This is a genomic window from Brucella rhizosphaerae, from assembly GCF_002252475.1.
In the GTDB taxonomy this organism is placed as follows: domain Bacteria; phylum Pseudomonadota; class Alphaproteobacteria; order Rhizobiales; family Rhizobiaceae; genus Brucella; species Brucella rhizosphaerae.
The window spans coordinates 20740-47647 of record NZ_NNRK01000020.1 but is presented as its reverse complement, the minus strand read 5'-3'; the positions used below and the strand labels follow the sequence as shown (position 1 = coordinate 47647).

Here is a 26908-nt window from a genome sequence, read left to right as displayed (position 1 = left end):
GTTAGTCTCCCTTATTGAGGATCAAGGTTGAGTTTGATGTTCGCCTCGCGTTCACGCTTTTGAACGCAGGCTTTTTCTTCAGCATTCCATTCGAGACCGGTACGGGGATCGCAGACGCCGGTCGTTTCTCGCGGCTTGTCGTCTTTCTTCTTGAACGAAGCCGATTGAGATGCGCCCGAAATGCCACTGGCTGAAACTGCATTGCGGCTGTTGAGCAGGTCGGCCATTGAATTGCCGAGGACAATCACCTGGTTGACCATTTCGAGATTTGCATTTCGAGCGCCGGCGTTGTGATCCCAACTGTCTTGAATTGTGCCGGACTGCATACCGCCGAGCTGTTGAAGCCATGAGGCGACGTTGGCGGTACTTTCCTGTGTCGCCTGCGTCGTTGCCATTGAATTGATGGTCGAATCCCGCATACCGGAATATGCTGTATCACCGCCGCCGTAATTCATGGGCAGGTCCTTTGCCCCACCGAACGCCGGTGTCCATTTCTGCGTGATATTCCGGACGTACCCCTGCGTTTCTTTGAAGGGTGGAATGCCGCCGTATTTTTTGACGTTGCCAGCGCCAGCATTGTACGCTGCAAGGGCGAGGTTGGCGTTGCCGTTAAAACGCTTGAGCTGCTGTTTAAGATAACGAGCACCACCGCGGAGGTTCTGTTCAATGTTATGCGGATCTACGCCCAACTCTTTTGCGGTATCAGGCATCAACTGTGCCGAACCGATAGCCCCCACACCCGATTTCGCGCATGGATTAAAGCGGCTTTCCTGATAAACGAGCCCTAGAAATAGATTTTCGTCTACACCCTCTTCGCGTGCCACTCGTTTGACCAACCCGGAAATTTCCGGATTGGCTTTGGCGGCTGCAACGGGATCATCCTTGCGCCCCGGACGATAGACAGCGCAGGTCACACTTTTGTTGAGCGAAAACCGGTCTTTATCCGTTTTCTCGATTTCCGATGTTTTTTGATCCCGGACCGTTCGTTCGGACAAATTAGATCCGTCAATGACAGGAACGCCACCAGCCCACGCCGACAATGGCATGGTTGCTGACGCCAAAAATATGCATAATGCAGACTTCTTATGCATCACTCCTCTCCCATCCGCAGAATTCAGCCAACCAGTTTTCAGGCTCATCGCCATATCGTTCCCGCAGGGCTGCGCATTCCTCGACGGTCTCTTTTCGACCAGACAGCACTTTGACGAGGTCCGGCATGTTTGAGAGATCGAGACGGGCAATGACCGAGTCATTCCCGTGTTTGACGAGGAAGGTGCGCTTTTCAGGCGGGGTGTTTTTGATGAAATTGAATTCTTTAACCGTCAGGCCAAAGCGCTTGATGTAGCTCTCTTCATCCGCCCGCGGGTTCGGGAAATGAATATTCGTGGCCGACTGCTCGATAAGGGTGTGAGACGCTTTGGCTTTGGCAATATCGGCGGCTGACTGCGTTCCGAAGCCGACAATGCCGTTGAGCTTACGAATGGTTTTCATCTTGTCGATGATGAAATGACTGAATGTTTCGTCCATAAGCAGCTGCCAGCCCTCATCCATGAAGAACATGACTGGATCGCCGTTCAGGAGCTCATCGAGACGGTGATAGAGGTACATCAGCGCGGGCGTCCGAATATCCTGGTTGCCGAGAATGCTCGTCATATCGAAGCCGAAAACACTGCGTCCCGAAAACGACAGCACATCATGCTGCGCGTTGAAGAGCCATGCTTTTTCGCCGTCGATCCAAGGACGTAGCCTTGACGCCAAGTCGTTCGCGTCCGCACGCGAACGTCCCACCAGCAAGCCCGACAGGTTTGGCAAGTTGCGCTGCGCTGCAGGCTCTTCCATGATACGGGCAATCGCCCGTTCCAGCGTATCTGCGTCCTCCTGGCTGAAGTCGCGGTGATCGTTTGAACGCAACATTGATTTCAAAAGGCGAAGCAGAAAATCACGATTAGGGCCGGAGTTTTCCAGCTGAAGCGGGTTGAAACCAGTGGGTGTTCCCGGTGAGAGGACTTCGTAAGCTCCTCCCATCGCTCGCACGAAGATCTCGGCACCTCTATCTTTGTCAAAAAAGACAGCTTTCGGCGTTGGACTGACACGCATTGCTTGGGCCAGCAAGAATGTCAGAGCGACGGTCTTGCCGGAACCAGTTGGCCCAGTGACCAAAAAATGGCCAATATCGCGACGGTGAAAATTGAACCAGTATGGTGTTTGCGAGGTGGTTTCGAGTATCGTGATCGGCAAGCCCCAATGAAGATTGTCCGATTGCCCGGTCGCGAAATTATGCATCGATGACAGGCCGGAGAAATTAGCCGATGACAGCATGGCCTTACGCGCACGATAGCTGTGGTTGCCTGGCAATTGCGCCCAGAAGGACGCTTCAAGATTCATATCCTCCCGCAGCCAGTTGATGTTCATATCTGTCAGGCAGCTACCGAGCTCGGAAACTGCCTTGCTCAAACCGTCAAGGTCGCGAGACAGGCAAAGCAAAGAGAAATGGTGAATGCCAAAAACAGCCTCCTGGTTCATGAGACTGTTCAGAGCAAAGTCGATATCGCTTTCGACCGCGCTACCGGATTCATCCGACGCGGCAATCTGGCGCTGAAGCCGGGTAATACGCTCTTGCGCAATCGGCTTGTCCGAGATTGTGAAGCTTTGCGTCAGTATAAACTCGTGATTTACCTGTAGCAGACCGTCCAGCATTCCCGGACCGGTGTACGGCGGATATTCCTTTATGGAGAGCATTGCGCCAAAGCGATTGTCTTCATCGACAGCAGCTTGTGTTTGTATTGCTCGCTTGCCGAAATGCAGGCGTGATGTTCCGACGTAATTTCGAATCCCCATCCGCGGCAGTCGCATTTTGCGCGGTACACCGCAGGTAAGGATTGTATTGATGAGTTCGCACGGTTCAGAATATGGCTCCCCATCGCGATAGGTGATACCAAGCTCGCGTGCGCCATACTTTTGCAGCTCACGGGTCATATTGGCGACGAGCTCTTCGAGCTCGGTCACTATTTCCCGCGTTTGCTGATCTCGAACCTCAGCCCCGCCGGATCGCGTGAAAGCACGGCTTACCACGTCGCTGAGGCCGAGGGCGCCGCGCATATTGGTTCGCACGATGGAGAGGTAAATTTCGTTGGCGAACATGCGTTTATGGCGCAACTGGCTCATATACCGGCTGTTTAGTTGATCGCAAAACGGGTCATCGAAAGCGCCACCAATTTCGGAATCGACCTGTCGGCGAATTACAGTCGACCAGACAGAAAAACGGCTCGATCCAAGCGCTCGAATGATCGTATTCTGAACATTCGAGCGCATATTGAGTTCGGCTTGATCTTCCGTTTGGAAAAAGAGGCCATCTAGCTTAATGACCGACATTAGAGCGCCGTTTTCCAAGCCAATCACAGTATCGGACAGATGCCGCAGATACGGGATATGTGTTGCCATAGGCCGCTCATTGTGAGCGACCTTGCCAAATCCGAGTTCTTCCCTGACGACTTTCAACATTTGCTATGGTCCGTACGAATTAGTTCCCCAGAAGGACTTGTTGCGTGTGCGGGGCGTTTTGCGCGCGGTGACTTCGAGAACATCGAGGATTTTGTTGTCCCAGGCGCAAAGGGAGAACAGGACCACATAGCTGATCGGGGCCAGCAGCAGCGTCCAGAAGGACTTGCTGACCAGCCATGCTATGATTGTGATCCCGATAACAACGACGACCGCCATATACGGAACACCCCACATGGTAGGAGATCGGGTAAGTCCGATCACCAACGGGGTCAGTTGCGGCTTTACATCCTCGTATTCGGCCATCGCTAGTTTCCGACCGTGCTGATCAGCTCGTCGACGATTGACGGAGCGCCGAAAACCAATCCAATGCCGAGGATGACACCGCCTGCAAGAAACCAAGACAGTCGGCCTGCAAAGGCGAGGAAACCGAGCGCCATGACGGCTATGATTGCAAACTGGCGTCCGATAGGGCCGCTAATGAAATCAACGATAGCTTGGAACACGGTCTGAACCGGCGCGAAGGCACCGCCAACGCCACCTGATTGTGCCATCGCCAAATCTGCCCCGGCAATTTGCGCCGCGGCCAGCAAACCAAGGCAAATAGCCAGCTTTGAAGCGCTGATATGCCAAACCTTATTTTGTTCGTTGATCATCCTTCTCTCCTTTAAAAATGCATCACGCCACCAACGAAGGTGCCGGTTTTCTTGACTGCAATGACCCCGGATTCAGTTTCGCTCGCTATGACCGGCGAGGATCTCCGACCGACGCCAACGGGCTTCTTTTTCGGCGCTGGCATAGCCACGCCGAGTTGGTAATTGACGACCTTGGCCACGTAGCCAACTGTTTCCTTGAAGGGTGGAACGCCGCCATACTCATAGATGCGGCCTTCGCCTGCGTTATAAGCGGCGGCAACAAGCAGCGGGTTTTGGAACTCGTCCAAAAGTACACGTAGGTACCTAACGCCGCCTTCAATATTCGACGCCGGATCGCAGACGTCGCGGACGCCGAAACGCTCAGCGGTTTTCGGCATGAGCTGCATCGGACCGCGAGCGCCCTTGTCTGAATTGCGAGAACGGTCGAATTGGCTTTCCGCCCAAGTGATTGCCGTCGCAAACAGAACGTCAACTTGATGTCGACGAGCAGCCTGTTCGACGAGTGATTTGATTTCGTCAGGCGTTAGGGGGGAGGGGCCGCATTCCGGGACGGATATTGCGGCCTGTTTATCGAGGGATAAATTACCGAAACGGGACGATTCATTCGGATTAGAAATATCCGTATTGGTAATCTCTGATAGAGAGCCAGTGGAAAAATAGGCGCTCTGTATATTGCCAATATGATTACTCGTTTTGGGCTCGTTTCCGCTTTTATCCTCGATGGCGACGACGCCATCGGCGCCCACAACAAATTCTTTGCTTTCGCTTGGCCAGCGGCGATTGAAAACCGTCAAAACAGATGGCGATCCGGATGCATTCTGAGCGGACGACTTGTCGCCATTATCTTGCACAAATGGCGCAATTCCGCCGGTTTCTTCTGCGCAAGCGGCGGCAATCCCGAGCGGAGCGTACAGTGCGGCGCTTAGTAGTAGCGCTTTGATTGATAGCCCTTCCATTCTAGCCCTTTTAGCTCTAGTCGCCGACCTCACATGCGCTGTTGAGATTGCGGCGAAAACCGATTAAGTTCATAATAGCATGATACCGATTTGGCTAAGTGATACATGCTTTTTCGCAAATCATAAACCCCCTATGAGCAGGGAAAACGAATAAGCAATACGGTAAGGGCTAGAAAATGAAGAGAACCATCGCAATCGCAATGAGCAGTTGTATGTTGGCAACAGCCGCAATCGCCGCGCCTGCAATCAACAAGGATTACATCAAGTCGCTGGCATCGCCGGGTAAGACCGTGCTTGTCATTGAGTATTATGACGGAGACGGAAAAGTTACGGCTCGGAAGGGGTTTGCATCCGCCTCGGGCTATAAGGCAACTTCACCGACCGAATTTCGGGTTGATGATAAGACCCTTCTGAATCTGTACGGGCTAGAAGCCTGCAAAGGCGAAATGGTGAACCGCAAGGATGATTTTGCTGGTTCTTGCTCTGACTACGCCAAGCAGCAGTTGCAGATCATGTTGCAGTCGCCGAAGGTTCTCTTTTGTCGGGCATTTGTAAGTGAAGAGAGCGCGCCCAAACAAAATGTGACGTGCTACGGCTATTACAATTACCCCGGAAGCCTGGACACCGTTGATATGCTCGAAGAGCAAATGCTCTCTCTCGGCGCGCTCCGCATTGCGAAATCGAAAGACGGGAAGCTAGAGCGTCCCGATCTGGAGAAGGCGCAGAAGATCGGAGAAGACGGCTCTTATGGGATGTGGGCCGATCCGCGGGTGAAGGCCCAATGAAGTCAGCCTTAATGTCGCTATGTGTGGTCCTTTTCTCGCCAACGGCTTTTGCCGCGCCGGAGGGATATTTCGACCTCCAGCCGGGCGTTACTTTGGAATCTGGGGATACGTGGGTCTCTGAAGGTCAGCGCTATCGTCTCTATGGTGTTCAGTCATGCCTTCGGGGAACTGCTTTCACTGATACGACCGGAAGAAAGAAGGACTGCGGCGAGGCTTCGCTTGCCGTATTCGCGGCTTATATCAAAGACACCAAACCGGTGTGCGCTCCCGTAGCGCAAACTGCCGATACTTCCTATGTCGTTTGCTACGCGACAATCGGCGGAAATCGCCTCGATTTATCGACGGTGTTGATTACGAGCGGCTATGCCTTTGCCGCGCTGAAGGCTGACGGGCTTCCCTACTATCCAGCATACGCAGTGGCCGAACAGGAAGCTCGTGAGAAGCGGGCAGGCCTCTGGCAATTCGAAGACGTTCAGCATCCTGCCATCCTGTTGAGCAAATCGGCAAACGAACGGACGAGGAATGCCCAACAATGAAATATCTGATCGTAGCAATGTCATTTGCCGTCGCATCGACACCAGCATTCGCAGCTGATGCTATTAAACGCGCGCCAGCTGCCAGCGTATCGGTTCAACCTAGCCAGCCGGTACCGCTTCCAATCTTCAAGGGTCGTGTCGCGGTTATTGATGGTCGGACCCTCTGGTTTCCCACTTATGCCCAACGAGTTCGGCTCGCGGACATTGACGCGTGCGAATTGCCTCAATGGGCGCTTGATCCGAAATGGACGAACAGGGACGTCACGAAAGCACCGCCGCCTGTACCCTGTGGCCCCTTTGCAAAAGCTTGGCTCAAAAGAGCGATCGGGGCGTCCGCCGTCTCCTGCGGTGTCGTCGGCTATGATGCTGAAGGCATGGCGCGAGCGAGATGCACATCGCGGGGACGCGACCTAGCTCTCGAAATGCTTCGTGTGGGTTGGGCGAGGGTGGATTCACCCTACCTCAGCCACCCTCAATATATAGGCTATCAGCGTACCGCCATGTCGGCGCGATATGGCATGTGGGCGACCTATGTTCTGGATATGAATGAGTGGCGGCGCAAGGCCGTCGACAAAACGCTCGATCGTCAGCCTATCGCGGATTTCAACCTACTCGTAGAGCGCAAAAGCGAAATCTCTCCCCCGTTTGCCAACGCGCGCAGAAAACCAAGAAGGACAGACCGATAGTTGTCGGAAATCGCTCATATTGCGCTCAATTTCGCGCGCGATCCTATGGCCTGCTTGTTGCTGGCCATCCTGCTATCGTTTTTGCTTATCATCCCGTCGTCGAAAATCTGGTGGGTCCACGGCATAATCGCGGCCCTATTCCTCACCGTATCGCTGTTTTTCCACGAACAACGGCAAATGTCGTTCGATGCGTTCTTGATCGGCGTCTTTGCCTATCCAGCGGTATGCCGCGATATTCCAAATCAGCTCCTGGTCTATCGCATTGGAATCTAATGGTTTTCCGCGTTCACACTTATCGCACTATGCAGCTACGCGGCCGGAGATCTCATCACACGGTCCCCATTTCACGCCCGAGACATGTTGCCTACCGGGTTGGTTTCAACCGCTACAATATGAGGATGACCTGAAATGAAGCAGTTTCTGTTTGCACTCGCTGGCCTTGGCACTATCGCCGTGATGCCATCCGCTGCAATAGCGCAGGACACGGGAGGGACGCCATCTTGGGGCTGCCAGGTCCTGTTGTGCGCAGCATCATCAAATCCCTCGTGGCATGGTGTCCCTTATTGCGTTCCGCCAATGACCAAGTTGATCAAGGCCATGGCAAAACCGGGTTTCTCATGGCCCATTTGCCATGAAGCTAAGTCTGGCAAACCCGGATATCAGCCTTACGAGGATTGCCCATCTGGATTCAAGGAAGCCAGCAATATGAGTGATCGCGGCGCAAAGCTGTCCAACCGCTGCGAAAAGACAATCAACACCTGCACCAACAAGATCAGGGAACAGAACAAAGAGCTTCAGCAGTACAAGGATGTTCAATATAGAGACATTGGCAACTCGGATCGCGGAAATAGTTGTCGAAAGGTCGTCTCCATTGCCCGTCCAATGCGAAAAGACCCTTACTTTTTCGACATTCCCGATTATCAAGGTTTGAAGGGGCGCTATTGGTTCAATTTGAAACTTTAAGGAGCTCTAATGAATCAGAACGCACTTCTCGCACTGGCAGCAAGCGCCGGCATCGCTGTTGGCGCGGGCGGTACTTGGTTTGTAGTCTCCAACGCTTCGAGCAACGCAACAGCCATTGCAAAAGCCGATATCGTTGCAGCGATCAAGGCCGACCCTACACTTTGTCCCGTTCCCGATGAGCCAGCGGCGAGCGCCAAGCTCGATGTGCCAACTCAAGCTGAAGCATTGCTTGCCGTGAGGAAGCTGGAAGAAAAAAATCCGCTATTGTGGGATAGGAGTGAACTTGAAATGCTTTCCGTCTCACTAGCGAATTGTTGGCCTGTTGACGGTGCCAACGGCATGGTCGAGTGCGTTACCAACGTCAAAAAAAATCCGTCAGCGCAAGCTATTGCGAGGACGGTTGGATTTGCCAAGGATCAATCCTCTGGCGAATGGATTGCGACAGACCGCAAATAGAAGAAGCCCGCTGGCGGGCTTCCAAAGCAATCATAATTTCTTATCGACGCTTTTCAAAACTGATGCCATTTCGCCCCGTGCGAGCGTAATCCGCCCGGAGATAAGAGAAGCGGCGAGATAGACCAGTTTTCCGATGGCGTCATCCACATCTTGCGGCTCATAATCTACGATCCGGCGCGGATCTTCCGCTAGCGATGACATATCCAGCAGTCGTTTTGTCGGGCCATTGTCGCCTAGGTCAACGACATTGGTTTCATCCCGCCAATCCAATGTATCTGCAATAGCATCCATAATGGCCTCCGAAATTCATTTTCAGAAGATGGGTGATGCTCGTAAGTGCAATCCTCGAAACTGATGCCTAGTTGATAGCAGCACGATACACGATCATTAGTAGATCAATGCTTCTTACTGCCCGATGCACAGTTTCTCGTCTCCATACACCAATTTTCTGATGAAACAGTCATCCCAAAATCCAAGTGATAAAAATGTTGATTAAGGCATCCCACACGATAGGATAAGAAACACTGCGAAACGAAACGAAATCTGAGCCGCTAAGCTATTGACAAAGAATGGAAAGTTTTTTCTCCCGCCACCGAGGGATGGGAGCGACTTCAAAGAATTGTTCAAGCTCATTGTCGCCGCCGGTGCTGGTCGCCCGCTACGATCCGACGGTCATACGGCAGGTCCATGGACGCCAGAGCTTCTGGCGGAGGCCATAACGCATGTAGATCCTAAGCGGATTGGCGTCGATCTTCGAACGGTTCAGCTCTGGTTTCAGGAGAATGAAAAAGGCATAAGCACGACCAACATCGGGTTGTTGGCAAGAGTTTTAAGTTGTGGTGATACGGTTGCTACAAGCGAATGGAGTATGGAACTCAGCGCTGCACACTCTCGACTTGTCGCTAAAAGACGTGAGCAGAAGAAGACTGAAACAGCCGAACCGTCGGTGCCAGCCCAACTTGAAACCCGCCTTGCAACATCGGACTCCGCAAACGATAACGATGGTAAGCGATGGAATCTGACTAGATGGTCAGAGAAGCTTTTCGGTGAGGGGTCTCCACTGAATCTGTCTGCCTCGGTTTTTGCTGGAATGTCGGCTCTCGGGTTCCTTTCGTACATCATTGGCATTCACAACGTAACATTCACCCGATCAGATGGCGTGATCAAGCAGGTCGGATTCCTTTGGGCGGCGAACTGGACCCTCGTGTTCATGGTGTTTCTTCCGGTCTTCCTGGCCTTCGTTTCCGAACTGGTGCATTCGTGGAAGCAGGAGGAACGTCGTCGGCATTTCGATGGCACACCCGAGTACAGCGACCGGGCATGGCGTGATATTATCGACGCCTCATCGGGTTCGTTTTGGGCGGTCTTCCTAATCTGTTTGCTTTTTGCTGGTGTGTTCCAGTGGATCGGCGTTTGTCTGGTCCCTCTCATAAGTGGAGGAGGAAATTACGCAACCGATTGGGGCACAATCGCGATAGTCCGGCCCGAAATCGTGACGATACCTGTTGCGATCGGTTTTACGGCATTTGCCTATCTTTATATGAGTTTTTCATTTTATCTCTTCTTCGCCGGCCTCATACTGCTTTACTCGGTCATCAATGACCTTCGAAAGTTACGCGAAGGACCAACAGCGCAGACGAACGCAGGTACGGGCTTTAGAAGCGAGACCGCAATCTGGGTTATGCAGGGGGTTTTTCGCTGCACGGTTTTAGGCATTTTGATCGCTACCGTGATGAAGCTACAAAGCTCGTATTTAGCCTCTAACGGCGCGAGCATTGTAGCCTGGGTGATCAACGACCTTTCATCTATCTTGTACGATCAAGCGACGGCGCACAGCCGTATCAGCTATCGAATGCCCACACACTACAGCAGTCTGCTAATCGCAATATCGACCTGTTTTGTTTTCCTTTATGGAGTGACCCGCACTGGAGCAGGAAATCATTTTAAAGTCACCTTGTGGAAAATGACCGCCGTTGTGATGCTTCTATTTGCAAGCTATCTGTCAATCGACACGTTTTCTGGCTTTACAGTCTTGATGTTTGTCGGGCTCCTAATCGCTATTTATGGCTTATTTGATCCGGCCCTTGGGTCCCGGCGCGCGAGTGAGGTGAGTAATCAAAGTGTTTCATAGTTGGCTTGATCAATGGGATGAGAAACGGGCACGACGCGGAGAAGATGCTAAAAAAGTAACAGCCGTCATTCTCGATGCAGAACGTGCGTTTCCGGGCGCCCCAAAGGTTTCCACTATCGATGAATTCTGCCAGCTCGGGGTGCAGGCAGCTGCCACGCCATCGTACTTCAGAGCGCCACTCGGTAGCGATAGAGATTTTGAGCGGGCAGGGGACTACCTCAAATTTCCATCTGAAATTTCGACAGACGTTGAGGAAAACAACCAGGTCTGGGCTAAGATCACGGATAGCGGGTCACGGGACAAGGCACTGGTGATATTTCATCATTGGAACGCACGTTCCCGTAATAGTCAGATCGCACGATATTTCTCGAAAAGAGGCATTACGGTTGTCGAGATCGCAATGCCTTATCATTTTGAACGAAGCCGTCCGGGGTCCGACTACGCTGATTATATGCTTAGCGCAAATCTCGGCCGAACGATCCAATCGCTACGGCAGGCCGTGTGGGATGGACAAAAGCTCATTCGCTGGCTCAAAAGCCAAGGCTATCGAGAAATTTCCGTACTTGGAATGAGCCTCGGTTCATGGGTTGCAGGACTGGTCGCGGCTCATGATACCAATGTTAAGAAAGCTTCGCTGTTTCTCACAGCCGGAAGTCTGGCCGAGATGGTCTGGACCGGGCGCGCAACGCGCGCCATACGCGAGAGCTTTGAGCCCACGATAGACCTTTCTCATCTACACAGGGCTTGGGCACCGCTCGATCTGGGAAATTACGCCTACAGTCTCGCCCGTCCAGATTTGGATATACAGATTGTTTTGGCAAAAAGAGACAAGGTTGTATTGCCAGAATTGTCAATTGCTCTGTTGGAAAGTCTGAATAATGCTGGCGTAAATCCGAATGTTCAGCAATTAAACTGTGGTCACTATTCACTTGCCATTCCGCCGTACATTTTTAGGGCTGGAGCCAATTTGAAGCGATTTGTTGCTTCAACATCGTTGCGAGAGAATGTTCCATAATTGGTATTACGCGATGGTGGGTTATAACGGGGGTGGGTTCTAGTTTGAAGTGCGACTTGCAAATGATAACAATGGGTTATCCAATGCAAGGAACTCGTCATGGACCGCACCTATTCGCATATTGATTTGGATGAACGCCGCAGAATAGCGCGCTGGCGCACTGCAAAGCTTTCCGTCGACGTTATTGCTGAGAAGCTTGGAAGGCACCGATCGACCATTTTTCGTGAACTCAAACGTAACCAGTTTAACGATGATGAGATCAAAGATTTAAACGGCTATTACTGCACGATTGCTGACCAGAAATCCCGCGAACGGCGTTCGAAGCAACGCAAACTCATCCGTTATAATGAGCTCCGGCAGTCCGTGATCGATCACATCAACGATGGATGGTCGCCGCAACAGATTGCCGGGAGAATGCGGTTGGAACGCCATCCAATCTCTGTCAGTCATGAAACGATTTATCAGTTTGTGTATTCCGCTGATGGTCGCAAAGAAGAGCTTTGGAAATATCTGCCGGAACGTCGCGCCAAACGACGCCCACGTCATGCCCGGCGTCATCATGGACGCCGCTTTCCCCCAGAACTAAGCATCCTTTATCGTCCGGACATGGTTGCCAGGCGCAAGCAGTTCGGTCATTGGGAGGGCGACACTATCCAGTTTCGCAAGAGGTTTGGCAACGCCAATGTAACGTCTCTGGTCGAGCGGGTGAGCCGCTTCACGGTTTTGTTGCGCAATAATGATCGTCAATCAAAGCCGTTGATGGAAGGTGTGATTAGAGCACTCCAGCCCCTGCCCCAAATGGCCCGCCGATCGATTACGTTTGATCGTGGTACCGAGTTTACAGAGTGGTCCTATCTGCAGAATGGGATAGGGTCGCAAATCTGGTTCTGCGATCCGCAATCACCCTGGCAAAAAGGCACCGTTGAAAACACCAACAGACGCACAAGACGCTGGCTTCCCCGAGACCTTGACCCGCTTACCCTCAGTGATCGAGATCTCGCATTCATTTGTCATCGCCTCAATAATACACCGCGCAAATGTTTAGGGTACAAAACACCTGCAGAAGTCTTTCGGCAGAAACTCTTCGCAAACAGACATCGTTTTGCGTAAATTCAAACCGAAAAGTCGCGCTTCAGCATGACCTCACACGGCAATATACAGATGCGACACATGGGCAATTTAGAGATGCGACATTTTTTGCATCTCTTGCCCTTTTCAAATCGAACGCGGAAAGGAAGACTGGGCTTTCAGCAGCAAACAGCGGATGGGAGCCGTCATGTCTTGTTTGATCACGATGTCGCAGAAAGAACTCAACCGGCTGAAGACCGTTCAGCAAATCAGAGATAATCAGCTTCGTGTGGTGGAGGCAGCGGCGCTGCTTGGCCTCAGTCGCAGCCAGGTTCATCGGATGTTACAAGCATTTGATCGGCTTGGTGCAACGGGCCTTGTTTCGGGCAAGCGCGGTCGCCCGAGCAATCGCCGTTATGGCGAGGATTTCCGGAATGATGTTCTGGATATTGTACGGACGTATTATCGGGACTTTGGGCCGACACTGGCCTGTGAGAAGCTGATTGAACGCCATCAGCTTTCAGTCAGCAAGGAGACGCTGCGGCAATGGATGACAGCAGCGGGATTGTGGACATCGCGTCGCGAACGCAAGCGGCAACTGCATCAACCGCGCGGCCGGCGTGATTGCTTTGGTGAACTGATACAGATCGACGGTTCGCATCATTGGTGGTTCGAGGAGCGGGGTCCCAAATGCGCCCTCCTCGTTTATATCGACGATGCCACTGGCAAGCTCCTGCATTTGCGCTTTGCGGGCTCAGAGAACACGTTTGATTATTTTCATGCGACGAAGGCATATCTCCAGCAATGGGGCAAACCACTAGCTTTCTATAGCGACAAACATGGCGTTTTTCGTTCGCTTCATCCGTCGAAGCAAGACCGAACAAGCGGCCTGACACAGTTTGGTCGGGCACTTTATGAGCTCAACATCGACATTATCTGTGCCAATACTCCACAGGCCAAAGGCCGTGTTGAGCGGGCAAACAGGACTTTGCAGGATCGTCTGGTCAAGGAATTGCGGCTGCGCGGTATCGATACGATCGAAGCAGCTAATGCATATGCGCCGGAATATATTGCAGATTTCAATGCCCGTTTTGGCAAGGAGCCACGCAATCCCAAGGACATGCATCGACCACTGGCCGCGCCTGAGAACATTGATGGTGCGCTGTGCCGGAAGGAAGTGCGAACGCTGTCACAAACACTGACACTTCGTTATGACAAGGTTCTGTTTATCCTGGAGCCGACCGAAGTTGCAAAGCGGCTTGCGCGTCAGAAGGTCGTTGTCTGCGACTATCCCGACGGACGTCTGGAGATCATGCATGGCACGGACACCCTGCCCTATACAACATTCGACAAGCTTCGTTCCATTCATCGCTCGCCTGTTGTCGAGAACAAGCGACTGGATGACATGTTGTCGATCGTCGCTGAGATGCAGTCGGGACGGGAGCAGCAACGCAGCAAAAGCGGTCCGCGTCGTACAGGTCAGGCCAACCATATGTTTGGTATACCTGACGGCAGTGTCGGGAACGGCTATCAGAAGCGAGAGCGTAAATCGCGAACAGCTTACATGAGCGACCCTGCCGTCATTGCCCGGCGAGAACAAGCTTTATTGAGACAGCCGGCGCCGGAATAAAGGGCGTCAATGGACGCCGATATCGCTTTGCGTATCCGACTCCAATTGCAGGCAAGCTGTCCAGAGCGGTGTTTTGTGGAAGGTTCCGTCGTCAAGCAAGCTGAGCCCTTCTCTTGCCTCAAAAAGCAGGCCGAGCCAGCATAAGCGTCGCAGGACACCGTACTGAAGCTCGAATTTCAGGTCCCACGCATCGACGGTTATTTCAGTGTCGGACAGATGAGCGATATCCGGATAGAGTATCTTTACAATGTCCATCGCCTTACACCCTTCTCTGGTCTTGATATTGAGCAGATTGAGATACATACGCCACCAACGCAATCGTGCCTGGATCGCCTCTTTACGTTCGGTGGCATGAATATACGAATAGAGATAATCGGTGGCGATCAGATCGAAGAAAGCGTGTGGATTGACCAGAAACTCCAGGCCACGTTTGGTTGGCAGCAGTACATTTTTCCTGCGGCGAAGAAGCTTCAGATAACGGGTCAGGTCGTGCACAACACAAAGTGGTGGCATGTCGTTTTCATTGAGCACCTTGTGCATGCTGTAGAGGTCTTCGGCCGTGAATCTTGGCCAGAGGAAGTTCTCAGCAGCCCAGTGTACGAATTTACGGTTCATTGCGCCAGTTGCTGTTAATCCGATGCCACCCTCGCGCTGAGCATAGACGACTGCAAGCAGCATGCCGCGAAGCAGCGGTGAGAGTGCAGCGATATCGACATCACCTTGCAGGCAGATTTTTGGTAGCATTGTACGACTTGGATCCCTGTCCTGCCCGATGCAGGTGAGCCGAGTATCAACTGTTGACAGAACAATTGCTACTGAGAAAGCTAAAGCCGAAGAGGTGGATATTCACCCGCCCCCATTCCTCGTTTGCAACCCCGACCAGCCTCTCGGAATAGGGGCTGAACGTCAGCACCTGTCGCATCTCTATTTTGCTGGGGACGTCGCAACTTTAACTTGCTAAAACTATGCCGTCCGGCGTATCCATGCTTATGGAACTGTTGGGCCGTAACAAGCTGGCGTATATTCCACTTGAATAAGCTTGAGTGCATACAACTAAGTGCCTAGATGCGCCAACGAGCTTCGATAGCTCAAAATGGGGTGACAACAAAGATCGAGATAGCAATAACAAGATGTCTTGACGTGACCAAAAACATTCCATAATTTCAATATTCATAGAAACGTCAAACTAACTTGTGGCTTGAAGCGCTCGGGCAGGCGCTGACGCCTTGTATCTCTCGGCACCTCCAAGCATTCAACGAGGATTGATATTATGAACGAGCGGCAAGTCCTGGATGCATTTGGCGCGCTCTCACAGCAAACAAGACTACAGGTCATTCGTAAGCTGGTCATCGCCGGCCCGAGCGGATTGGCGGCGGGTACGATTGCGGAAACTGTGAACGTTTCGCCTTCCAACATTTCCTTTCATCTCAAAGAACTGGAACATGCTGGCCTGATTAGTGCTCAGCGAGAATCACGCTCCATCGTCTACAGCGCGAATTTCGAGACGCTCAACGGCTTGGTCCGTTTCCTGATGGAGAACTGTTGTTCTGGTCAATCTGACGCCGGTTGCGCACCTTCCGAACTGGCCGTGTCAGATCCTTAACAGCCTCGGAACGCAAATGTCTTAATCCTACAATACGGAGTAGCCCCAATGGCCGATCTGCCAGCCGCCTCAGATGATCTCATTCGCCAGCCCGACCTTGATGCGCTTCGCCCGGCTTATTCGCAGCACAAGCCGCGGATCCTGATCCTTTATGGATCGCTGCGGAAGATTTCCTTCAGTCGCCTTCTGGCGGAAGAAGCTGCACGGCTTCTCGCGCACCTCGGATGCGAGGTTCGGATATTCAATCCCGAAGGGCTTCCTCTTCCTGATGGAGCGCCAGACATCAATCCCAAGGTTCAGGAATTACGCGACCTTTCTCTCTGGTCGGAAGGCCATGTCTGGGTCAGCCCCGAGCGGCACGGTGCGATGACCGGCATCATGAAGGCGCAGATTGACTGGATTCCCCTCACGACCGGTTCCGTGCGACCTACGCAGGGCAAAACGTTGGCCGTCATGCAGGTCTCCGGCGGCTCGCAGTCGTTCAATGCTGTCAATCAACTGCGCATTCTCGGTCGCTGGATGCGGATGATCACGATTCCGAACCAGTCGTCCGTCGCCAAGGCATGGCAGGAATTCGACGCCGATGGCCGCATGAAGCCCTCGGCCTATTATGATCGCGTCGTCGATGTCTGCGAGGAACTGGTCAAATTCACACTGCTGACCCGCGATGCCTCCGACTACCTGACAGACCGTTACAGCGAACGGAAGGAAGAGGCCGCAAAGCTTGAACAGCGCGTGGCTCTGAAGTCGATATGAGCGAGCGCCCGCCGGTCGGCACTATCCTTGCCCTGGGCCTCACCCAGATCATCGGCTATGGAACCCTTTATTACAGCTTCAGCATCCTTGCGCCTGATATGGCGCGAGATCTGAACTGGTCGACAGAGTGGATTTTCGCCGCACTCTCCGTGGCGCTTCTTTTAGGCGGCTTGAGTGCGCCTTGGCTCGGCCGGGCCATCGACCATTTTGGCGCAGGACGGGTGATGACGACCGGCTCCGCAATTGCTGCGGTAGCCTTGATCGCCTGTGCCTATGCGCCGGGTAAGACCGGCTTTGTCGCCGCCCTGATCGTGATCGAGATCGCCGCCAATCTGGTTCAATATGGGGCCGCCTTTGCGCTGCTGGTACAGGCAAGCCCCCGCACCGCCCAGCGCTGCATCACCTACCTGACCTTGATTGCCGGCTTCGCCTCGACAATCTTCTGGCCTTTCACCACAGCATTGCACGCCAACTTGTCGTGGCAGAACGTCTACCTGGTGTTTGCCGGACTCAATTTGCTCGTCTGCCTGCCGCTCCACGCCTGGCTGTCTTATGGACTTGCCAAGGGTAAAGCAGAGGCACAAAACGGCACGGCGCAGATCGTCGAGGGAAGTCTGAGCCCGGATGTCCGGCAGTTCGGTTTCAAGTTGATGGTGGTGGGATTCTCGCTGCAATCTCTCGTCAGTGCGGCGATCCTGGTGCATATGGTGCCGCTGTTGTCGGGCCTTGGGCTTGGAGCCACCGCCGCCATTGTCGGCACGCTGTTTGGTCCGTCGCAGGTACTGAGCCGGTTCACCAATATGGTGCTTGGCGGCAACCTGCCGCCGCTGGCTTTGGCAACGATTGCCGCCACATTGATCCCGGGCGGCATACTAATCCTGATCCTCAGCGCTCCGTCGGTAGCAGGAGCCATGGCTTTTGCAGTTGTCTTTGGTTTGGGCAGCGGTCTTTTCAGCATCGTCACCGGTACTTTACCGCTGATGCTGTTTGGTAGCGATGGCTATGGCAGGCTTCAAGGCAAGGTCATGGCGGCACGGTTGATACTGTCAGCCACCGCACCCTTTGCGCTAGCGTTTGCCATCGCCCATATCGGCACAATGTGGTCGCTCATCATTACAACGGCGCTTGGCGCCTGTGCAGTTGTCGCCTTCCTTGGAATTGCGCGCTTACAGCGCCGCGACAAGTCTCGGGATCAACTCGCGGGCCGTCCGGCCTGAACCCAGAAGCGTCGCCGAGGCGGCCCCAGTCCAGTTCCCATAACCGGTAAGCCAAAGGCGTGGCTGCTTGATCGAGCGCCCCTCATCCACATCAACCCTGCCGTCCCCTGTAATGACGCCGAGATCCTGGAGATGATCCAGCGATGGGCGAAATCCGGTGCACCATATGACGGCGTCAATATCGCTTCTGGTCCCGTCCTGCCAGACGACGCCATCCCGATCAAAGCGTGAGAACGGCCGCACGGAACCCAGCACGCCGCGATCCCGTGCGTCCTTTACCGGGGGAACCATGACAATGTCGCCAAGGCTGCCAATTTCTGGGCCACTCGCCCCGCCAAGCACCCGTGCGGTGGCGCGCTGGAATAGCACGTGTCCGTCGACATCATCGGGAAGGAAAACCGGCGCTTGAGGCGTGACCCAGATGGTTTCAGCGACTTTTGATACTTCTGCCAATATCTGTGCCCCGGAATTGCCCCCGCCCACAATGGCGACCCGCTGGCCGGCAAAGGCGTCAGCATCCACATAATGGGCTGAGTGAAGCTGGCGACCTTGAAATATCTCGCGCCCCGGATAACCGGGAACGAACGGATGGCCCCATGTGCCGGTGGCGCTCAAAACGCTACGGGCGTGCCAAGTTTTGTCTTCACCTATCACCTCAAGCCCGCCATCGACGTTTCTGACGGACTGGACCACAACCGGTCGCTCAATCGGGAACTGATAGCGCTCCTCATATCGGGCTAGGTAATCCAGCACTTCACCTCTGGCGGGATAGGTCGCCTCGGTCTTCGCCGGCATCATCCATCCCGGAAGCGAACTGAAGGATGCCGGTGAAAACAGATGCAAAGACTTCCAGGCATGTCGCCATGCACCACCGGGCCCTTCTTCAGCATCAAGGATCACGAAGCTGACGCCGGCACGCCGCAGATAGTAAGCCGATGCGAGGCCAGCCTGGCCCGCACCGATCACGACGACATCGAAAATGTCCGAAGACATTGCGCTTCCTTACTTTTTACGCAGCCGGGTTTCCGGCCGACTTGGTAAAATACTTGCGGCCCATCCAGAGTGCCATCTGCACTAGCAAAATCAGCACCGGAACTTCGACCAGGGGGCCAATCACCGCGGCAAATGCTACCGGAGATGCCAACCCGAAGGCGGCAATGGCAACCGCAATGGCAAGCTCGAAGTTGTTACCAGCCGCTGTAAAGGCCACCGCCGTGGTGCGAGGATAGTCAGTTCCAACAGACTTCGCCATCCAGAAGCTGACAAGGAACATGATGAGGAAGTAGATCGTCAGCGGAATGGCGATCATCACCACATCACCCGGCAGGCGCAAGACATCCCCGCCCTTGAGGCTGAACATGGCGACAATGGTGAACAGCAGTGCGGCAAGCGTGATCGGGCTGATTTTCGGCAGAAAGACAGTCTCATACCAGTCACGTCCCTTGGTCGCGGTCAGAATACGGCGCGACAGATAGCCCGCAAGAAACGGGATGCCGAGATAGATAAAAACGGCTTCCGCAATCGTCCAGAAAGAAACATCGATGACGCTGCCTTCCAATCCAAACAGCGGCGGCAGGACGCTGAGGAAAAACCAGGCATAGACGCTAAAGAACAGAATCTGGAAGATGGAGTTGAAGGCTACAAGACCAGCAACATATTGGTTGTCACCTTTTGCAAGCTGGTTCCAGACCAGAACCATGGCGATGCAGCGGGCAAGGCCGATCAGGATCAGGCCCGTCATATATTCAGGATAATCCCGCAGAAAAATGACCGCCAGCGCAAACATCAACACCGGACCGATGATCCAGTTTTGCAGGAGCGAAATCCCCAGCACCCGCTTGTCGGCGAAGACCTGCGGCAATTCCTCGAAGCGAACTTTAGCCAGTGGCGGGTACATCATCAGAATCAGGCCGATGGCAATCGGAACATTGGTCGTGCCAACGGACAGGCTGTCGAGCGCTGCAGGCAGGCCGGTAAAGACAGTACCGAGCAGCACCCCCAATGCCATGGCGGCAAAAATCCAGACAGTCAGGTAGCGGTCGAGGAACGACAGGCGTAGTGTTGGTTCTTCGGGACGCATTGGCGTTCTCCTTAGCAGATAATCATCGTCCGCAGCCTTGCCATTAACACTGCGGCTACACGAGCTCGGCTTCAATGTCTTGCGTTAGACCACGCGACGACCGGTCTGGTCGATCACAACTTCACCATCTTCCTTGGTAAACGCCGCCTGCTGATCGGATGGAAGGATATCCAGCACCACTTCCGATGGTCGGCACAGCTTGACACCCATCGGCGTGACGACGATTGGGCGGTTGATGAGGATGGGATGTTCCATCATTGCATCGACCAGTTGCTCATCGGACAAAGATGTGTCGCCCAGACCGAGGTCGGAGAACGGTGTTCCCTTTTCGCGAAGGAGGTCGCGCGGGGAAAGTCCCATCCTGTCGATCAGCTGCTCCAGCAAAGCGCGCGATGGCGGGGTTTTGAGATACTCGACCACATGGGGTTCGATGCGGGCGTTGCGGATCATCGCGAGTGTGTTGCGTGAGGTCCCGCATTCCGGGTTGTGGTAGATGATAACGTCCCATTTGTTCATTCAACTTACACCGTTTCGCTTGACTGGAGAAAGAGTACGGAGACCGAGGCGCCGACGAGATAATGTCGCCCGTTTCTTTACTCGGTCGCATCCGTCATCTGGTATTAATTAGTTACCTCTTGAACACCGGTGGCCCCCTCCATCCTGCCAATCTGCCGCAGCCGTGTTTGCAGCGCCATACGATCGATCGACGCGAGTGGGAGGCTGAGGAATGCGTTGATACGGTTCTTCAGGAACCGCGCGGCCTGCGCGAATGCCCGCTGGACCTCTACTTCGGTTCCGGTCACGACTGCCGGATCCTCGACACCCCAATGGGCTGTCATCGGGTGACCGATCCATACCGGGCAGGCTTCACCCGCTGCACTGTCACAAACGGTAAAGATGAAATCCATCTGTGGCGCACCCGGTTCAGCGAACACGTCCCAGCTCTTTGACGAGAAGCCTGTTGAAGCATACCCAAGCGCTGCGAGTTCTTTGAGCGCGTGCGGATTGACTTCGCCCTTGGGCTGACTTCCAGCCGAATAAGCCTTGAAACGACCGTCACCGTCCTTGTTGAGGATGGCTTCGGCAAGAATGGAACGTGCGGAATTGCCCGTGCACAGGAAGAGCACGTTATAGGTCTTTTCGGTCATATCTGTGATCCGTAGTTAGGTTGGGGGTCGGGTAAGCTTCATGATGGTCGCCGATGATGGGCAGAGAGAAGAAAGCTGCTGGGTTTCGAGCACCCCAGCTGGCAGATTTTCCCGCTGAACTTCGATGAACCCGAGGCGCTCGAAAAACGGCGATGCGTTCGTTGTCGCAAGGTAAACAGCGCGGCCTGGCTTGACATGCGCCAGAACCGCCGAGACGGCTGCATGGCCGACACCTTTCCCTCTTTGATCCGGAAGAACGACCACTGATCTCAGAAGCTGATCACCCCCGCATGCTTCAAGACCTGCGAAGGCGACAGTCCTGTCGTTGTCGTCCACAATCCTGAAGAAGGTCCGCCCCTCGTCCTCGACGTCATTCGTCGGAAGATCGGCGCCCGAGAGTGCTTTTTTGAGATCGAGGTCACTCCCGCTCAATCGTTCTACCGTGAGCGCGCTCATGCCGGACTTTCCTGCGGAGCAGGTATACAGCACGGGGTAAGTTCAGCGATGAGTGGGGCGCACAGTTCCGCCGATCCACCGCAGCAATCTTTCAGGAGAAACAGCGTCATTTCACGAAGCTGTTCAATCTCGGCGCGATACATGATGATTCTGCTGTGCCGTTGCGAGGACACGAGCCCTGCCCGCGACAGAATGTTCAAATGCGCCGACATAGTGTTTTGTGGCACCACGAGCGCACGCGCTATGTCGCCAGCCGGCAGCCCCTCCGGCGCGTGTTTTATGAGCAACCGAAAAGTCTCAAGACGGGTTGGTTGCGCGAGCGCTGCAAGAGCGAGAATTGCCTGTTCCTGTTCCATATATCCAGATTACTGGAATTATGGACGAAGTCAACACGTTTGTTCAGCAGCGCCTGCCCTCGACTTTGAATAAGAACGCACGAACTTAGACTGCAACACTGCAGACGGCCTTGCCCGGGACCCGAAAGCCTTGACGTTAAACAGGCTCACACGAGCGCCTTGCGTACAGCTGCCGAGACCCACTCGGCCAGGATAACCGTGGCCAGAATGACGATGAAGATCGTCGTTACCTGGGGCCAGGCCAACATGTTCAAAGAGGACTGAAGCTTGAGGCCGAGCCCGCCTGCACCGACGAGGCCGAGGATCGCCGATTCCCTGATGTTGATGTCCCAGCGGAACACGGTAATTCCCAGAAACGAAGGCAGGACCTGCGGCACAATCGCGTAGTCGATAACCTGTATGCGACTTGCCCCGGTGGATGAGATAGCTTCAACCTGCTTCTGGTCGATCTCCTCAATCGTTTCGTAAAGGAGCTTTCCGACGAAGCCAATTGACCGAAGGGCGATGGCAATGATGCCGGCAAGCAGTCCAGGTCCCAGGATCGAGACGAGAAGCAATGCCCAGATCAGCGAGTTGATGGACCGTGATGCAACGATCAGGAAAAGTGCGATCGGCCGAAGGACAAGCAGGCTGGGCGTGGTGTTGCGAGCGGCAAGGAAAGCAATAGGCACCGCCAGCACAGTGCCAAAAAGCGTCCCAAGCGTCGCCATGTTGAGCGTGTCCCAAACCGGAGTGATGAGCTCGCTTACATAAAACAGGCGAGGTGGAAAGGCGCGGCTAAGAATGTCGCCGCCTTGCCGGGGCGCATCGTAAATAAACGCCCAGATCGTATCTTTTGTCATGATCTGCCAGCAGAACATGAAGAAGGCGACGAGTAGCAGCCAACCGATCCACTGAATGAGCTCGCGGCTCGGCGTGAGCTTGCGCCATGTCTTGCTGCCATCAAGGGAATGTGAAACTGGCATTATTGAACCCGCTTGCGAATTAAGCTCGAACCGTATTCGGCGAGCATGACGATGACGATAATGAGGATCAGCACAGCACCGGCGCTATCGTACTCGTATCGGTCAATCGACGTGTTGAGCGTTGCACCGATACCTCCTGCCCCGACGATGCCGATGACGGCCGATTCACGGAAATTGATGTCAAACCGGTAGAGCGAAAGCCCTATCAGTCGCGGCATTACCTGTGGTTGGACCGCATAGTTGACGAGTTGCAGCCAAGACGCGCCGGTGGCACGGATGGCCTCTGCCTGCTTTTCATCGATTTCTTCGATAGCGTCAGCGAGGAGCTTGGCGATAAAGCCAATCGTTGCGAAGGTGAGCGTCAGGAAACCCGCGAACGGGCCGAAACCGAACATTGCAACGAGCAGGATCGCAATGATGATCTCCTGGAAGGCACGCGAAATGGCAATGATTGAGCGGCACACGTAGTAGACGGGCGCTGGCGCAAGATTGCGCGCCCCTCCGATGCCAATCGGGATGGAAACGAGGATACCGACGATAGTCGAAGTCAACGTCATCGTCAGGCTCTCTTCAAGTCCCTGTGCGATATCACGCCAGCGCGTGGTAAAGTTTGGGACCAGAAAGCCTTGAAGGAAACGCCAGCCGCGATCGAGCCCTTCGTAGGCACGCGCCCAGTTTACATCGATGGTCGCAACGGCAACGATGATATAAATCAGCGCGCCCCCATAGATCAGCCAGCGCAAAACCGCCGACCTGATGAACAGTGGTGGCCGCCGCCACACCGAAGGATAGCTCGTCGAGAGTACATGGGCCATCACAAGGCTCCTGCCAAGCGCTCTTCCGCCCGTTCTCGTTCAATAACTGCAAGGAGCTCTTCTTCGGCATCATCCTGGGCTTGCTTCTGCATGGCAACCCAGTCCTCTTCGCCATAGATGCGGGTGAGTGCAGCTGTGTCGAGTTGGTCAGGCGTGCCGTCGAAGACTACCTCGCCAGCACGCAGGCCGATAATCCGTTGAACGAAAGCCTGCGCCAACAGGACGTCATGGATATTGATGACCGCCGGCAGGTTTCGTTCTTTGCAGATCTCGACGATCAGCCTCATGATTTGCCGTGAGGTTTTAGGGTCGAGCGAAGCGGTCGGCTCATCAACCAGAAGCAGTTCAGGGTCTTGCTCCAGCGCGCGTGCGATACCGACGCGCTGTCGCTGACCGCCTGAGAGAGCATCGGCGCGTTTGTCGGCATGGGCCGTCAAACCAACGCGCTCCAGAAGTGCGAATGCGTTCTGCACGTAGCCTGCGGGGTAGCGGCGTAAAAAACTGCGCCAGAAAGGCACGTAGCCGAGCCGACCGGAGAGCACGTTTTCCATTACGGTCAACCGCTCGACCAGAGCATATTCCTGGAAGATCATGCCGATACGGCGGCGCGCGACCCTGAGATCGGACCGAGACAACGCGGTCACGTCTCGCTCGCCTAGAAAGATCTTGCCTGACGTGGGTTCGATCAGTCGATTTACGCAACGGATGAGACTGGATTTGCCAGCTCCCGAGGGACCGATCAAACCCACCACCTGGCCGGCAGGGATTTCCAATGTGATCCCGTTGAGCGCCTTGTCGCCGGTCTTGTAGGATTTGGTGAGCCCCGTGATCCTGAGCATTGTCGTTCTCCGCCTTTAAAACATGAGTAAGCGCCGGGCCGCGAACGCCCCGGCGCCTATGTTCACGCGTCTTTATTTGCACGCGTAGGTGACGCCATTGGCTTCATCGATCTGGCGAATGACTGCCCAATGCTCCTTGAAGGTGATCGGAATGAAGGCCTCCTGAGGCGGCTCGGAGGTCTGGAATTCCTTCAGCAGGGCGGAGCCTTCCCAGTTAAACGTGAAGAACGCGTCCTTGATCTTTTCCTGCAGTTCCGGGGTCAGGTTGTGAGACACGCCATATCCGGTGGTCGGGAAGGTCTGCGACTTGTAAATAGAGACGATCTGATCCGCCTTGACGACATCACGGGCGATCATGCGCTTCATGACGGAATTGGCGACAGCCGCAGCCGGGTAGTCCTTGTTGGCAACGCCGAGGACCGAATTGTCAAGTTTGCCCGAGAAAACCGGCTCAAAATCCTTGCCCGCCTCGAGCTTGTACTCGGACTTCAGCAATGCCGATGGAGCCTTGAAACCGGAGTTGGATGTCTCGGCGGTGAAGGCGAGCTTCTTGCCCTTGAGATCCTCGATCTTCTCGACCCCGGAACCTGGATAAGTAATGATTTCCATCTCGTAGCCGAAGGCGCCGTCCTTGGAGGCCATCATTGCAAACGGCCGGAAGCCGGCACAGGCGACAGCGATCGGATTGGAACCGGTATTAAAGCCGGACACGTGCAGCCGACCGGCCCGCATGGCTTCGATCTGAGCGGCGTTTTCCTGCACCGGGAAAAACTTGGACTTGTCGCGGTTTGATTCCGTCTCCTTGAATAGACTATTAGTCATTAAGGAGAAGATTTATGGCAGCCTTACATACTGATGAATTCAGACGCGAAGCCGTTCGGATTGCGCTTACGAGTGGTCTTACCCGGCGCCAGGTAGCAACTGATTTGGGTGTTGGCCTTTCTACGCTATCGAAATGGATACAGTGCTCTCGCCCCGCGGATATGCCTCCGACTGGTGAAATTGATTTAGCGAAAGAGAATGAACGCTTGCGCAAAGAGAACCGCCTACTTTTGGAGGAGAGGGAGGTATTAAAAAAGGCCACCGTGTTCTTTGCGAACCAAAGCAAGTGAGGTTTGCTTTCGTGGAAGAACACCGAACTCAGTTTCCGGTCCACCGGCTGTGCCAGATTATGGACGTTACATCGCGCGGTTATCGTGCTTGGCGCAGACGACCATTAAGCAAGAGGCAAAGACAGGATATGGTGATCCTCGCGCATATTCGAGAGCAGTATCGTCTTAGCCTTAAATCCTATGGTCGTCCCCGCATGACGCAAGAACTACAGGATATTGGATTATCTGTTGGGCACCGACGCGTTGGGCGTTTGATGCGCCAAAACAACATTTATGCGGTTAGAACCCGCAAGCATAAGGTGACAACTGACAGCAACCATACTTTCAAAATAGCCCCAAACCTGCTGGATCAGGATTTCTCAGCTGACAAGCCTAATCAGAAATGGGCGGGTGACATCAGTTACTTATGGACACGAGAAGGATGGTTATATCTGGCTGTCATAATCGATCTTCATTCACGGCGCGTTGTGGGATGGGCTATCAGCGACCGTCTGAAACAAGATCTTGCATTACAGGCATTGAACAGAGCCATTGCTTTGCGCAATCCAAAACCCGGCTGCATTCATCACACAGACCGCGGCAGTCAATACTGTGCTTATGACTATCAAAGGCGACTGAAGCAGCTCAAATTCCAGGCATCAATGAGTGGAAAAGGGAACTGCTGGGATAATGCTGTGTCAGAAACATTCTTCAAAACACTAAAGGCGGAGCTGATTTGGCGCCATGCCTGGCAAACACGTCAGCAGCTGACCGATGCACTTTTCAAATACATCAACGGATTTTACAATATTCGCAGAAGGCATTCGACGCTCGGAGGAATATCGCCCGCCCAATTCGAAAAAATATCCGCCGAAAAGAGATCATGAGGCGGAAATAAAGCGGGACAAGTCCAGTTCTACCGAGCATCTGGACGGAACCTGCTAATCAACGCCATCGTCTACTGGAACACACTCTATCTCGAACCGGCGTTCGCCGAGCTCAACCGAGATGGCATTCCCACGCCGCTTGACATCATCAAACACATTACCCCACTCGGCTGGCAGCACATCAGTCTCACCGGCGATTACATCTGGACCCCAACAGACGGCGTTGATCTCAGGCCATTGCGGCGCGAAACATCTATCCTCGCAGCGTGATCACCATACGTTCTCAAAAGTCGGACAGATCCAACACTTTCGTGT

Annotated in this window: 31 protein-coding genes and 1 pseudogene; 15 read left to right on the top strand and 17 right to left on the bottom strand. The window is 54.0% G+C overall.

What is annotated here, in order from left to right:
• Window positions 1-11: 11 nt before the first annotated feature.
• The 5 genes from CEV32_RS04690 to CEV32_RS04670 are packed head-to-tail and all read right to left on the bottom strand — an operon-like array spanning window position 12 to window position 5110.
• Window positions 12-1091, bottom strand: coding sequence for a lytic transglycosylase domain-containing protein (locus tag CEV32_RS04690; protein ID WP_374883454.1), 1080 nt, complete (start codon window positions 1089-1091; stop codon window positions 12-14).
• Complete coding sequence (locus CEV32_RS04685; protein WP_094574650.1) at window positions 1084-3501, bottom strand: VirB4 family type IV secretion/conjugal transfer ATPase; 2418 nt, start codon at window positions 3499-3501, stop codon at window positions 1084-1086. The genes CEV32_RS04690 and CEV32_RS04685 overlap by 8 nt, the downstream gene beginning before the upstream one ends.
• Before the next feature lie 3 nt (window positions 3502-3504).
• Window positions 3505-3804 (bottom strand): type IV secretion system protein VirB3, encoded by a 300-nt coding sequence (locus CEV32_RS04680; RefSeq protein ID WP_011982849.1) that lies wholly within the window; start codon window positions 3802-3804, stop codon window positions 3505-3507.
• 2 nt (window positions 3805-3806) lie between these two features.
• Window positions 3807-4154 carry a TrbC/VirB2 family protein gene (locus CEV32_RS04675; protein ID WP_094574648.1) on the bottom strand — a complete coding sequence of 116 codons (348 nt, stop codon included), beginning with the start codon at window positions 4152-4154 and terminating at the stop codon, window positions 3807-3809.
• A gap of 11 nt (window positions 4155-4165) precedes the next feature.
• Window positions 4166-5110 (bottom strand): lytic transglycosylase domain-containing protein, encoded by a 945-nt coding sequence (locus tag CEV32_RS04670; protein ID WP_094574646.1) that lies wholly within the window; start codon window positions 5108-5110, stop codon window positions 4166-4168.
• A 176-nt stretch (window positions 5111-5286) separates the two neighbouring features.
• On the opposite strand from CEV32_RS04670, the gene CEV32_RS04665 reads away from it, so the two are divergent.
• From CEV32_RS04665 to CEV32_RS04640, 6 genes are all read left to right on the top strand, one after another.
• Window positions 5287-5895 carry a hypothetical protein gene (locus CEV32_RS04665; RefSeq protein ID WP_094574644.1) on the top strand — a complete coding sequence of 203 codons (609 nt, stop codon included), beginning with the start codon at window positions 5287-5289 and terminating at the stop codon, window positions 5893-5895.
• Window positions 5892-6431, top strand: coding sequence for a thermonuclease family protein (locus CEV32_RS04660; RefSeq protein WP_094574642.1), 540 nt, complete (start codon window positions 5892-5894; stop codon window positions 6429-6431). The genes CEV32_RS04665 and CEV32_RS04660 overlap by 4 nt, the downstream gene beginning before the upstream one ends.
• Window positions 6428-7117 carry a thermonuclease family protein gene (locus CEV32_RS04655; protein WP_094574640.1) on the top strand — a complete coding sequence of 230 codons (690 nt, stop codon included), beginning with the start codon at window positions 6428-6430 and terminating at the stop codon, window positions 7115-7117. Before CEV32_RS04660 ends, CEV32_RS04655 begins: the two co-directional genes overlap by 4 nt.
• Entirely contained in the window at window positions 7118-7390 is a 273-nt protein-coding gene (locus CEV32_RS04650) for a hypothetical protein (RefSeq protein WP_235818717.1), read from the top strand. It abuts the gene before it with no gap.
• A 135-nt stretch (window positions 7391-7525) separates the two neighbouring features.
• Window positions 7526-8080: a hypothetical protein gene (locus CEV32_RS04645; protein ID WP_094574638.1), complete on the top strand. Its 555-nt coding sequence runs from the start codon at window positions 7526-7528 to the stop codon at window positions 8078-8080.
• A gap of 9 nt (window positions 8081-8089) precedes the next feature.
• The gene (locus tag CEV32_RS04640; protein WP_094574636.1) at window positions 8090-8536 is read left to right on the top strand and encodes a hypothetical protein; all 447 of its coding nucleotides are present in this window, start codon (window positions 8090-8092) and stop codon (window positions 8534-8536) included.
• Between the two features lie 30 nt (window positions 8537-8566).
• On the opposite strand, the gene CEV32_RS04635 is transcribed toward CEV32_RS04640, so the two are convergent.
• The gene (locus CEV32_RS04635) at window positions 8567-8827 is read right to left on the bottom strand and encodes a hypothetical protein (protein ID WP_094574634.1); all 261 of its coding nucleotides are present in this window, start codon (window positions 8825-8827) and stop codon (window positions 8567-8569) included.
• Window positions 8828-9095: 268 nt separating this feature from the next.
• Here CEV32_RS04635 and CEV32_RS04630 point away from each other — a divergent pair, with 268 nt between their 5' ends.
• The 4 genes from CEV32_RS04630 to CEV32_RS04615 all read left to right on the top strand — a co-directional run bounded on the left by CEV32_RS04630 (window position 9096) and on the right by CEV32_RS04615 (window position 14380).
• Window positions 9096-10667, top strand: a complete 1572-nt coding sequence (locus CEV32_RS04630) for an RcgA family putative transporter (RefSeq protein ID WP_094574632.1) — start codon at window positions 9096-9098, stop codon at window positions 10665-10667.
• Window positions 10657-11682, top strand: a complete 1026-nt coding sequence (locus tag CEV32_RS04625) for an RcgR family putative quorum lactone hydrolase (RefSeq protein ID WP_094574630.1) — start codon at window positions 10657-10659, stop codon at window positions 11680-11682. Before CEV32_RS04630 ends, CEV32_RS04625 begins: the two co-directional genes overlap by 11 nt.
• Before the next feature lie 99 nt (window positions 11683-11781).
• Window positions 11782-12792, top strand: coding sequence for an IS30 family transposase (locus CEV32_RS04620; protein WP_094574628.1), 1011 nt, complete (start codon window positions 11782-11784; stop codon window positions 12790-12792).
• A 166-nt stretch (window positions 12793-12958) separates the two neighbouring features.
• Entirely contained in the window at window positions 12959-14380 is a 1422-nt protein-coding gene (locus tag CEV32_RS04615; RefSeq protein ID WP_094574843.1) for an ISNCY family transposase, read from the top strand.
• A 6-nt stretch (window positions 14381-14386) separates the two neighbouring features.
• Here the strand turns inward: CEV32_RS04615 and CEV32_RS04610 are convergent, their stop codons facing one another.
• Window positions 14387-15124, bottom strand: a complete 738-nt coding sequence (locus CEV32_RS04610; RefSeq protein ID WP_094574626.1) for a hypothetical protein — start codon at window positions 15122-15124, stop codon at window positions 14387-14389.
• Window positions 15125-15650: 526 nt separating this feature from the next.
• Here CEV32_RS04610 and CEV32_RS04605 point away from each other — a divergent pair.
• The 3 genes from CEV32_RS04605 to arsK are packed head-to-tail and all read left to right on the top strand — an operon-like array spanning window position 15651 to window position 17956.
• Window positions 15651-15983 (top strand): ArsR/SmtB family transcription factor, encoded by a 333-nt coding sequence (locus CEV32_RS04605; RefSeq protein ID WP_094574624.1) that lies wholly within the window; start codon window positions 15651-15653, stop codon window positions 15981-15983.
• Between the two features lie 48 nt (window positions 15984-16031).
• A complete protein-coding gene (arsH, locus tag CEV32_RS04600; protein ID WP_094574622.1) occupies window positions 16032-16739 on the top strand; it encodes an arsenical resistance protein ArsH in 708 nt (235 codons plus the stop codon).
• Window positions 16736-17956 (top strand): arsenite efflux MFS transporter ArsK, encoded by a 1221-nt coding sequence (gene arsK / locus CEV32_RS04595; protein ID WP_094574620.1) that lies wholly within the window; start codon window positions 16736-16738, stop codon window positions 17954-17956. Before arsH ends, arsK begins: the two co-directional genes overlap by 4 nt.
• Here arsK and CEV32_RS04590 read toward each other — a convergent pair.
• The 10 genes from CEV32_RS04590 to phnD form a co-directional block, all read right to left on the bottom strand.
• On the bottom strand, window positions 17906-18949 hold the full coding sequence (locus CEV32_RS04590) for an ArsO family NAD(P)H-dependent flavin-containing monooxygenase (RefSeq protein WP_094574618.1): 1044 nt from the start codon (window positions 18947-18949) through the stop codon (window positions 17906-17908). The genes arsK and CEV32_RS04590 overlap by 51 nt on opposite strands.
• Window positions 18950-18965: 16 nt before the next feature.
• Entirely contained in the window at window positions 18966-20036 is a 1071-nt protein-coding gene (gene arsB, locus CEV32_RS04585; protein WP_094574616.1) for an ACR3 family arsenite efflux transporter, read from the bottom strand.
• Between the two features lie 84 nt (window positions 20037-20120).
• Window positions 20121-20552, bottom strand: a complete 432-nt coding sequence (gene arsC, locus CEV32_RS04580; RefSeq protein ID WP_094574614.1) for an arsenate reductase (glutaredoxin) — start codon at window positions 20550-20552, stop codon at window positions 20121-20123.
• A 104-nt stretch (window positions 20553-20656) separates the two neighbouring features.
• Complete coding sequence (locus CEV32_RS04575; RefSeq protein WP_094574612.1) at window positions 20657-21184, bottom strand: arsenate reductase ArsC; 528 nt, start codon at window positions 21182-21184, stop codon at window positions 20657-20659.
• A 15-nt stretch (window positions 21185-21199) separates the two neighbouring features.
• Entirely contained in the window at window positions 21200-21640 is a 441-nt protein-coding gene (arsN2, locus tag CEV32_RS04570) for an arsenic resistance N-acetyltransferase ArsN2 (protein WP_094574610.1), read from the bottom strand.
• The gene (locus CEV32_RS04565; RefSeq protein ID WP_094574608.1) at window positions 21637-21996 is read right to left on the bottom strand and encodes an ArsR/SmtB family transcription factor; all 360 of its coding nucleotides are present in this window, start codon (window positions 21994-21996) and stop codon (window positions 21637-21639) included. The genes arsN2 and CEV32_RS04565 overlap by 4 nt, the downstream gene beginning before the upstream one ends.
• 146 nt (window positions 21997-22142) lie before the next feature.
• The gene (gene phnE / locus CEV32_RS04560) at window positions 22143-22961 is read right to left on the bottom strand and encodes a phosphonate ABC transporter, permease protein PhnE (RefSeq protein WP_094574606.1); all 819 of its coding nucleotides are present in this window, start codon (window positions 22959-22961) and stop codon (window positions 22143-22145) included.
• Window positions 22961-23776 carry a phosphonate ABC transporter, permease protein PhnE gene (gene phnE, locus CEV32_RS04555; protein WP_015647707.1) on the bottom strand — a complete coding sequence of 272 codons (816 nt, stop codon included), beginning with the start codon at window positions 23774-23776 and terminating at the stop codon, window positions 22961-22963. The genes phnE (CEV32_RS04560) and phnE (CEV32_RS04555) overlap by 1 nt, the downstream gene beginning before the upstream one ends.
• On the bottom strand, window positions 23776-24615 hold the full coding sequence (phnC, locus tag CEV32_RS04550; protein WP_094574604.1) for a phosphonate ABC transporter ATP-binding protein: 840 nt from the start codon (window positions 24613-24615) through the stop codon (window positions 23776-23778). The genes phnE (CEV32_RS04555) and phnC overlap by 1 nt, the downstream gene beginning before the upstream one ends.
• A gap of 72 nt (window positions 24616-24687) precedes the next feature.
• Window positions 24688-25437, bottom strand: coding sequence for a phosphate/phosphite/phosphonate ABC transporter substrate-binding protein (phnD, locus tag CEV32_RS04545; RefSeq protein ID WP_445433061.1), 750 nt, complete (start codon window positions 25435-25437; stop codon window positions 24688-24690).
• 14 nt (window positions 25438-25451) lie between these two features.
• On the opposite strand from phnD, the gene CEV32_RS04540 reads away from it, so the two are divergent.
• Window positions 25452-26593, top strand: a protein-coding gene (locus CEV32_RS04540; RefSeq protein ID WP_376857326.1) for an IS3 family transposase whose coding sequence is annotated in 2 segments (ribosomal slippage) — window positions 25452-25716 and window positions 25716-26593 — 1143 coding nt in all. Because the reading frame shifts where the segments join, the coding sequence is not laid out codon by codon here.
• Window positions 26594-26617: 24 nt separating this feature from the next.
• Window positions 26618-26863 (top strand): annotated as a pseudogene (locus CEV32_RS04535) (Tn3 family transposase); the annotation flags it as partial.
• Between the last annotated feature and the right edge of the window lie 45 nt (window positions 26864-26908).

Excerpts from the sequence above, each read along its gene's own strand:
- phnE (WP_015647707.1), bottom strand. The coding sequence starts at position 23,776 with ATGGCCCATGTACTCTCGACGAGCTATCCTTCGGTGTGGCGGCGGCCA.
- CEV32_RS04690 (WP_374883454.1), bottom strand. The coding sequence starts at position 1,091 with ATGCATAAGAAGTCTGCATTATGCATATTTTTGGCGTCAGCAACCATG.
- CEV32_RS04610 (WP_094574626.1), bottom strand. The coding sequence starts at position 15,124 with ATGCTACCAAAAATCTGCCTGCAAGGTGATGTCGATATCGCTGCACTC.
- CEV32_RS04680 (WP_011982849.1), bottom strand. The coding sequence starts at position 3,804 with ATGGCCGAATACGAGGATGTAAAGCCGCAACTGACCCCGTTGGTGATC.
- arsH (WP_094574622.1), top strand. The coding sequence starts at position 16,032 with ATGGCCGATCTGCCAGCCGCCTCAGATGATCTCATTCGCCAGCCCGAC.
- CEV32_RS04665 (WP_094574644.1), top strand. The coding sequence starts at position 5,287 with ATGAAGAGAACCATCGCAATCGCAATGAGCAGTTGTATGTTGGCAACA.
- CEV32_RS04640 (WP_094574636.1), top strand. The coding sequence starts at position 8,090 with ATGAATCAGAACGCACTTCTCGCACTGGCAGCAAGCGCCGGCATCGCT.
- CEV32_RS04675 (WP_094574648.1), bottom strand. The coding sequence starts at position 4,154 with ATGATCAACGAACAAAATAAGGTTTGGCATATCAGCGCTTCAAAGCTG.
- arsK (WP_094574620.1), top strand. The coding sequence starts at position 16,736 with ATGAGCGAGCGCCCGCCGGTCGGCACTATCCTTGCCCTGGGCCTCACC.
- CEV32_RS04655 (WP_094574640.1), top strand. The coding sequence starts at position 6,428 with ATGAAATATCTGATCGTAGCAATGTCATTTGCCGTCGCATCGACACCA.
- CEV32_RS04575 (WP_094574612.1), bottom strand. The coding sequence starts at position 21,184 with ATGACCGAAAAGACCTATAACGTGCTCTTCCTGTGCACGGGCAATTCC.
- CEV32_RS04670 (WP_094574646.1), bottom strand. The coding sequence starts at position 5,110 with ATGGAAGGGCTATCAATCAAAGCGCTACTACTAAGCGCCGCACTGTAC.
- CEV32_RS04615 (WP_094574843.1), top strand. The coding sequence starts at position 12,959 with ATGTCTTGTTTGATCACGATGTCGCAGAAAGAACTCAACCGGCTGAAG.
- CEV32_RS04635 (WP_094574634.1), bottom strand. The coding sequence starts at position 8,827 with ATGGATGCTATTGCAGATACATTGGATTGGCGGGATGAAACCAATGTC.
- CEV32_RS04620 (WP_094574628.1), top strand. The coding sequence starts at position 11,782 with ATGGACCGCACCTATTCGCATATTGATTTGGATGAACGCCGCAGAATA.
- CEV32_RS04565 (WP_094574608.1), bottom strand. The coding sequence starts at position 21,996 with ATGGAACAGGAACAGGCAATTCTCGCTCTTGCAGCGCTCGCGCAACCA.
- CEV32_RS04590 (WP_094574618.1), bottom strand. The coding sequence starts at position 18,949 with ATGTCTTCGGACATTTTCGATGTCGTCGTGATCGGTGCGGGCCAGGCT.
- arsB (WP_094574616.1), bottom strand. The coding sequence starts at position 20,036 with ATGCGTCCCGAAGAACCAACACTACGCCTGTCGTTCCTCGACCGCTAC.
- CEV32_RS04605 (WP_094574624.1), top strand. The coding sequence starts at position 15,651 with ATGAACGAGCGGCAAGTCCTGGATGCATTTGGCGCGCTCTCACAGCAA.
- phnC (WP_094574604.1), bottom strand. The coding sequence starts at position 24,615 with ATGCTCAGGATCACGGGGCTCACCAAATCCTACAAGACCGGCGACAAG.
- CEV32_RS04660 (WP_094574642.1), top strand. The coding sequence starts at position 5,892 with ATGAAGTCAGCCTTAATGTCGCTATGTGTGGTCCTTTTCTCGCCAACG.
- arsC (WP_094574614.1), bottom strand. The coding sequence starts at position 20,552 with ATGAACAAATGGGACGTTATCATCTACCACAACCCGGAATGCGGGACC.
- CEV32_RS04645 (WP_094574638.1), top strand. The coding sequence starts at position 7,526 with ATGAAGCAGTTTCTGTTTGCACTCGCTGGCCTTGGCACTATCGCCGTG.
- phnE (WP_094574606.1), bottom strand. The coding sequence starts at position 22,961 with ATGCCAGTTTCACATTCCCTTGATGGCAGCAAGACATGGCGCAAGCTC.
- phnD (WP_445433061.1), bottom strand. The coding sequence starts at position 25,437 with ATGACTAATAGTCTATTCAAGGAGACGGAATCAAACCGCGACAAGTCC.
- CEV32_RS04685 (WP_094574650.1), bottom strand. The coding sequence starts at position 3,501 with ATGTTGAAAGTCGTCAGGGAAGAACTCGGATTTGGCAAGGTCGCTCAC.
- arsN2 (WP_094574610.1), bottom strand. The coding sequence starts at position 21,640 with ATGAGCGCGCTCACGGTAGAACGATTGAGCGGGAGTGACCTCGATCTC.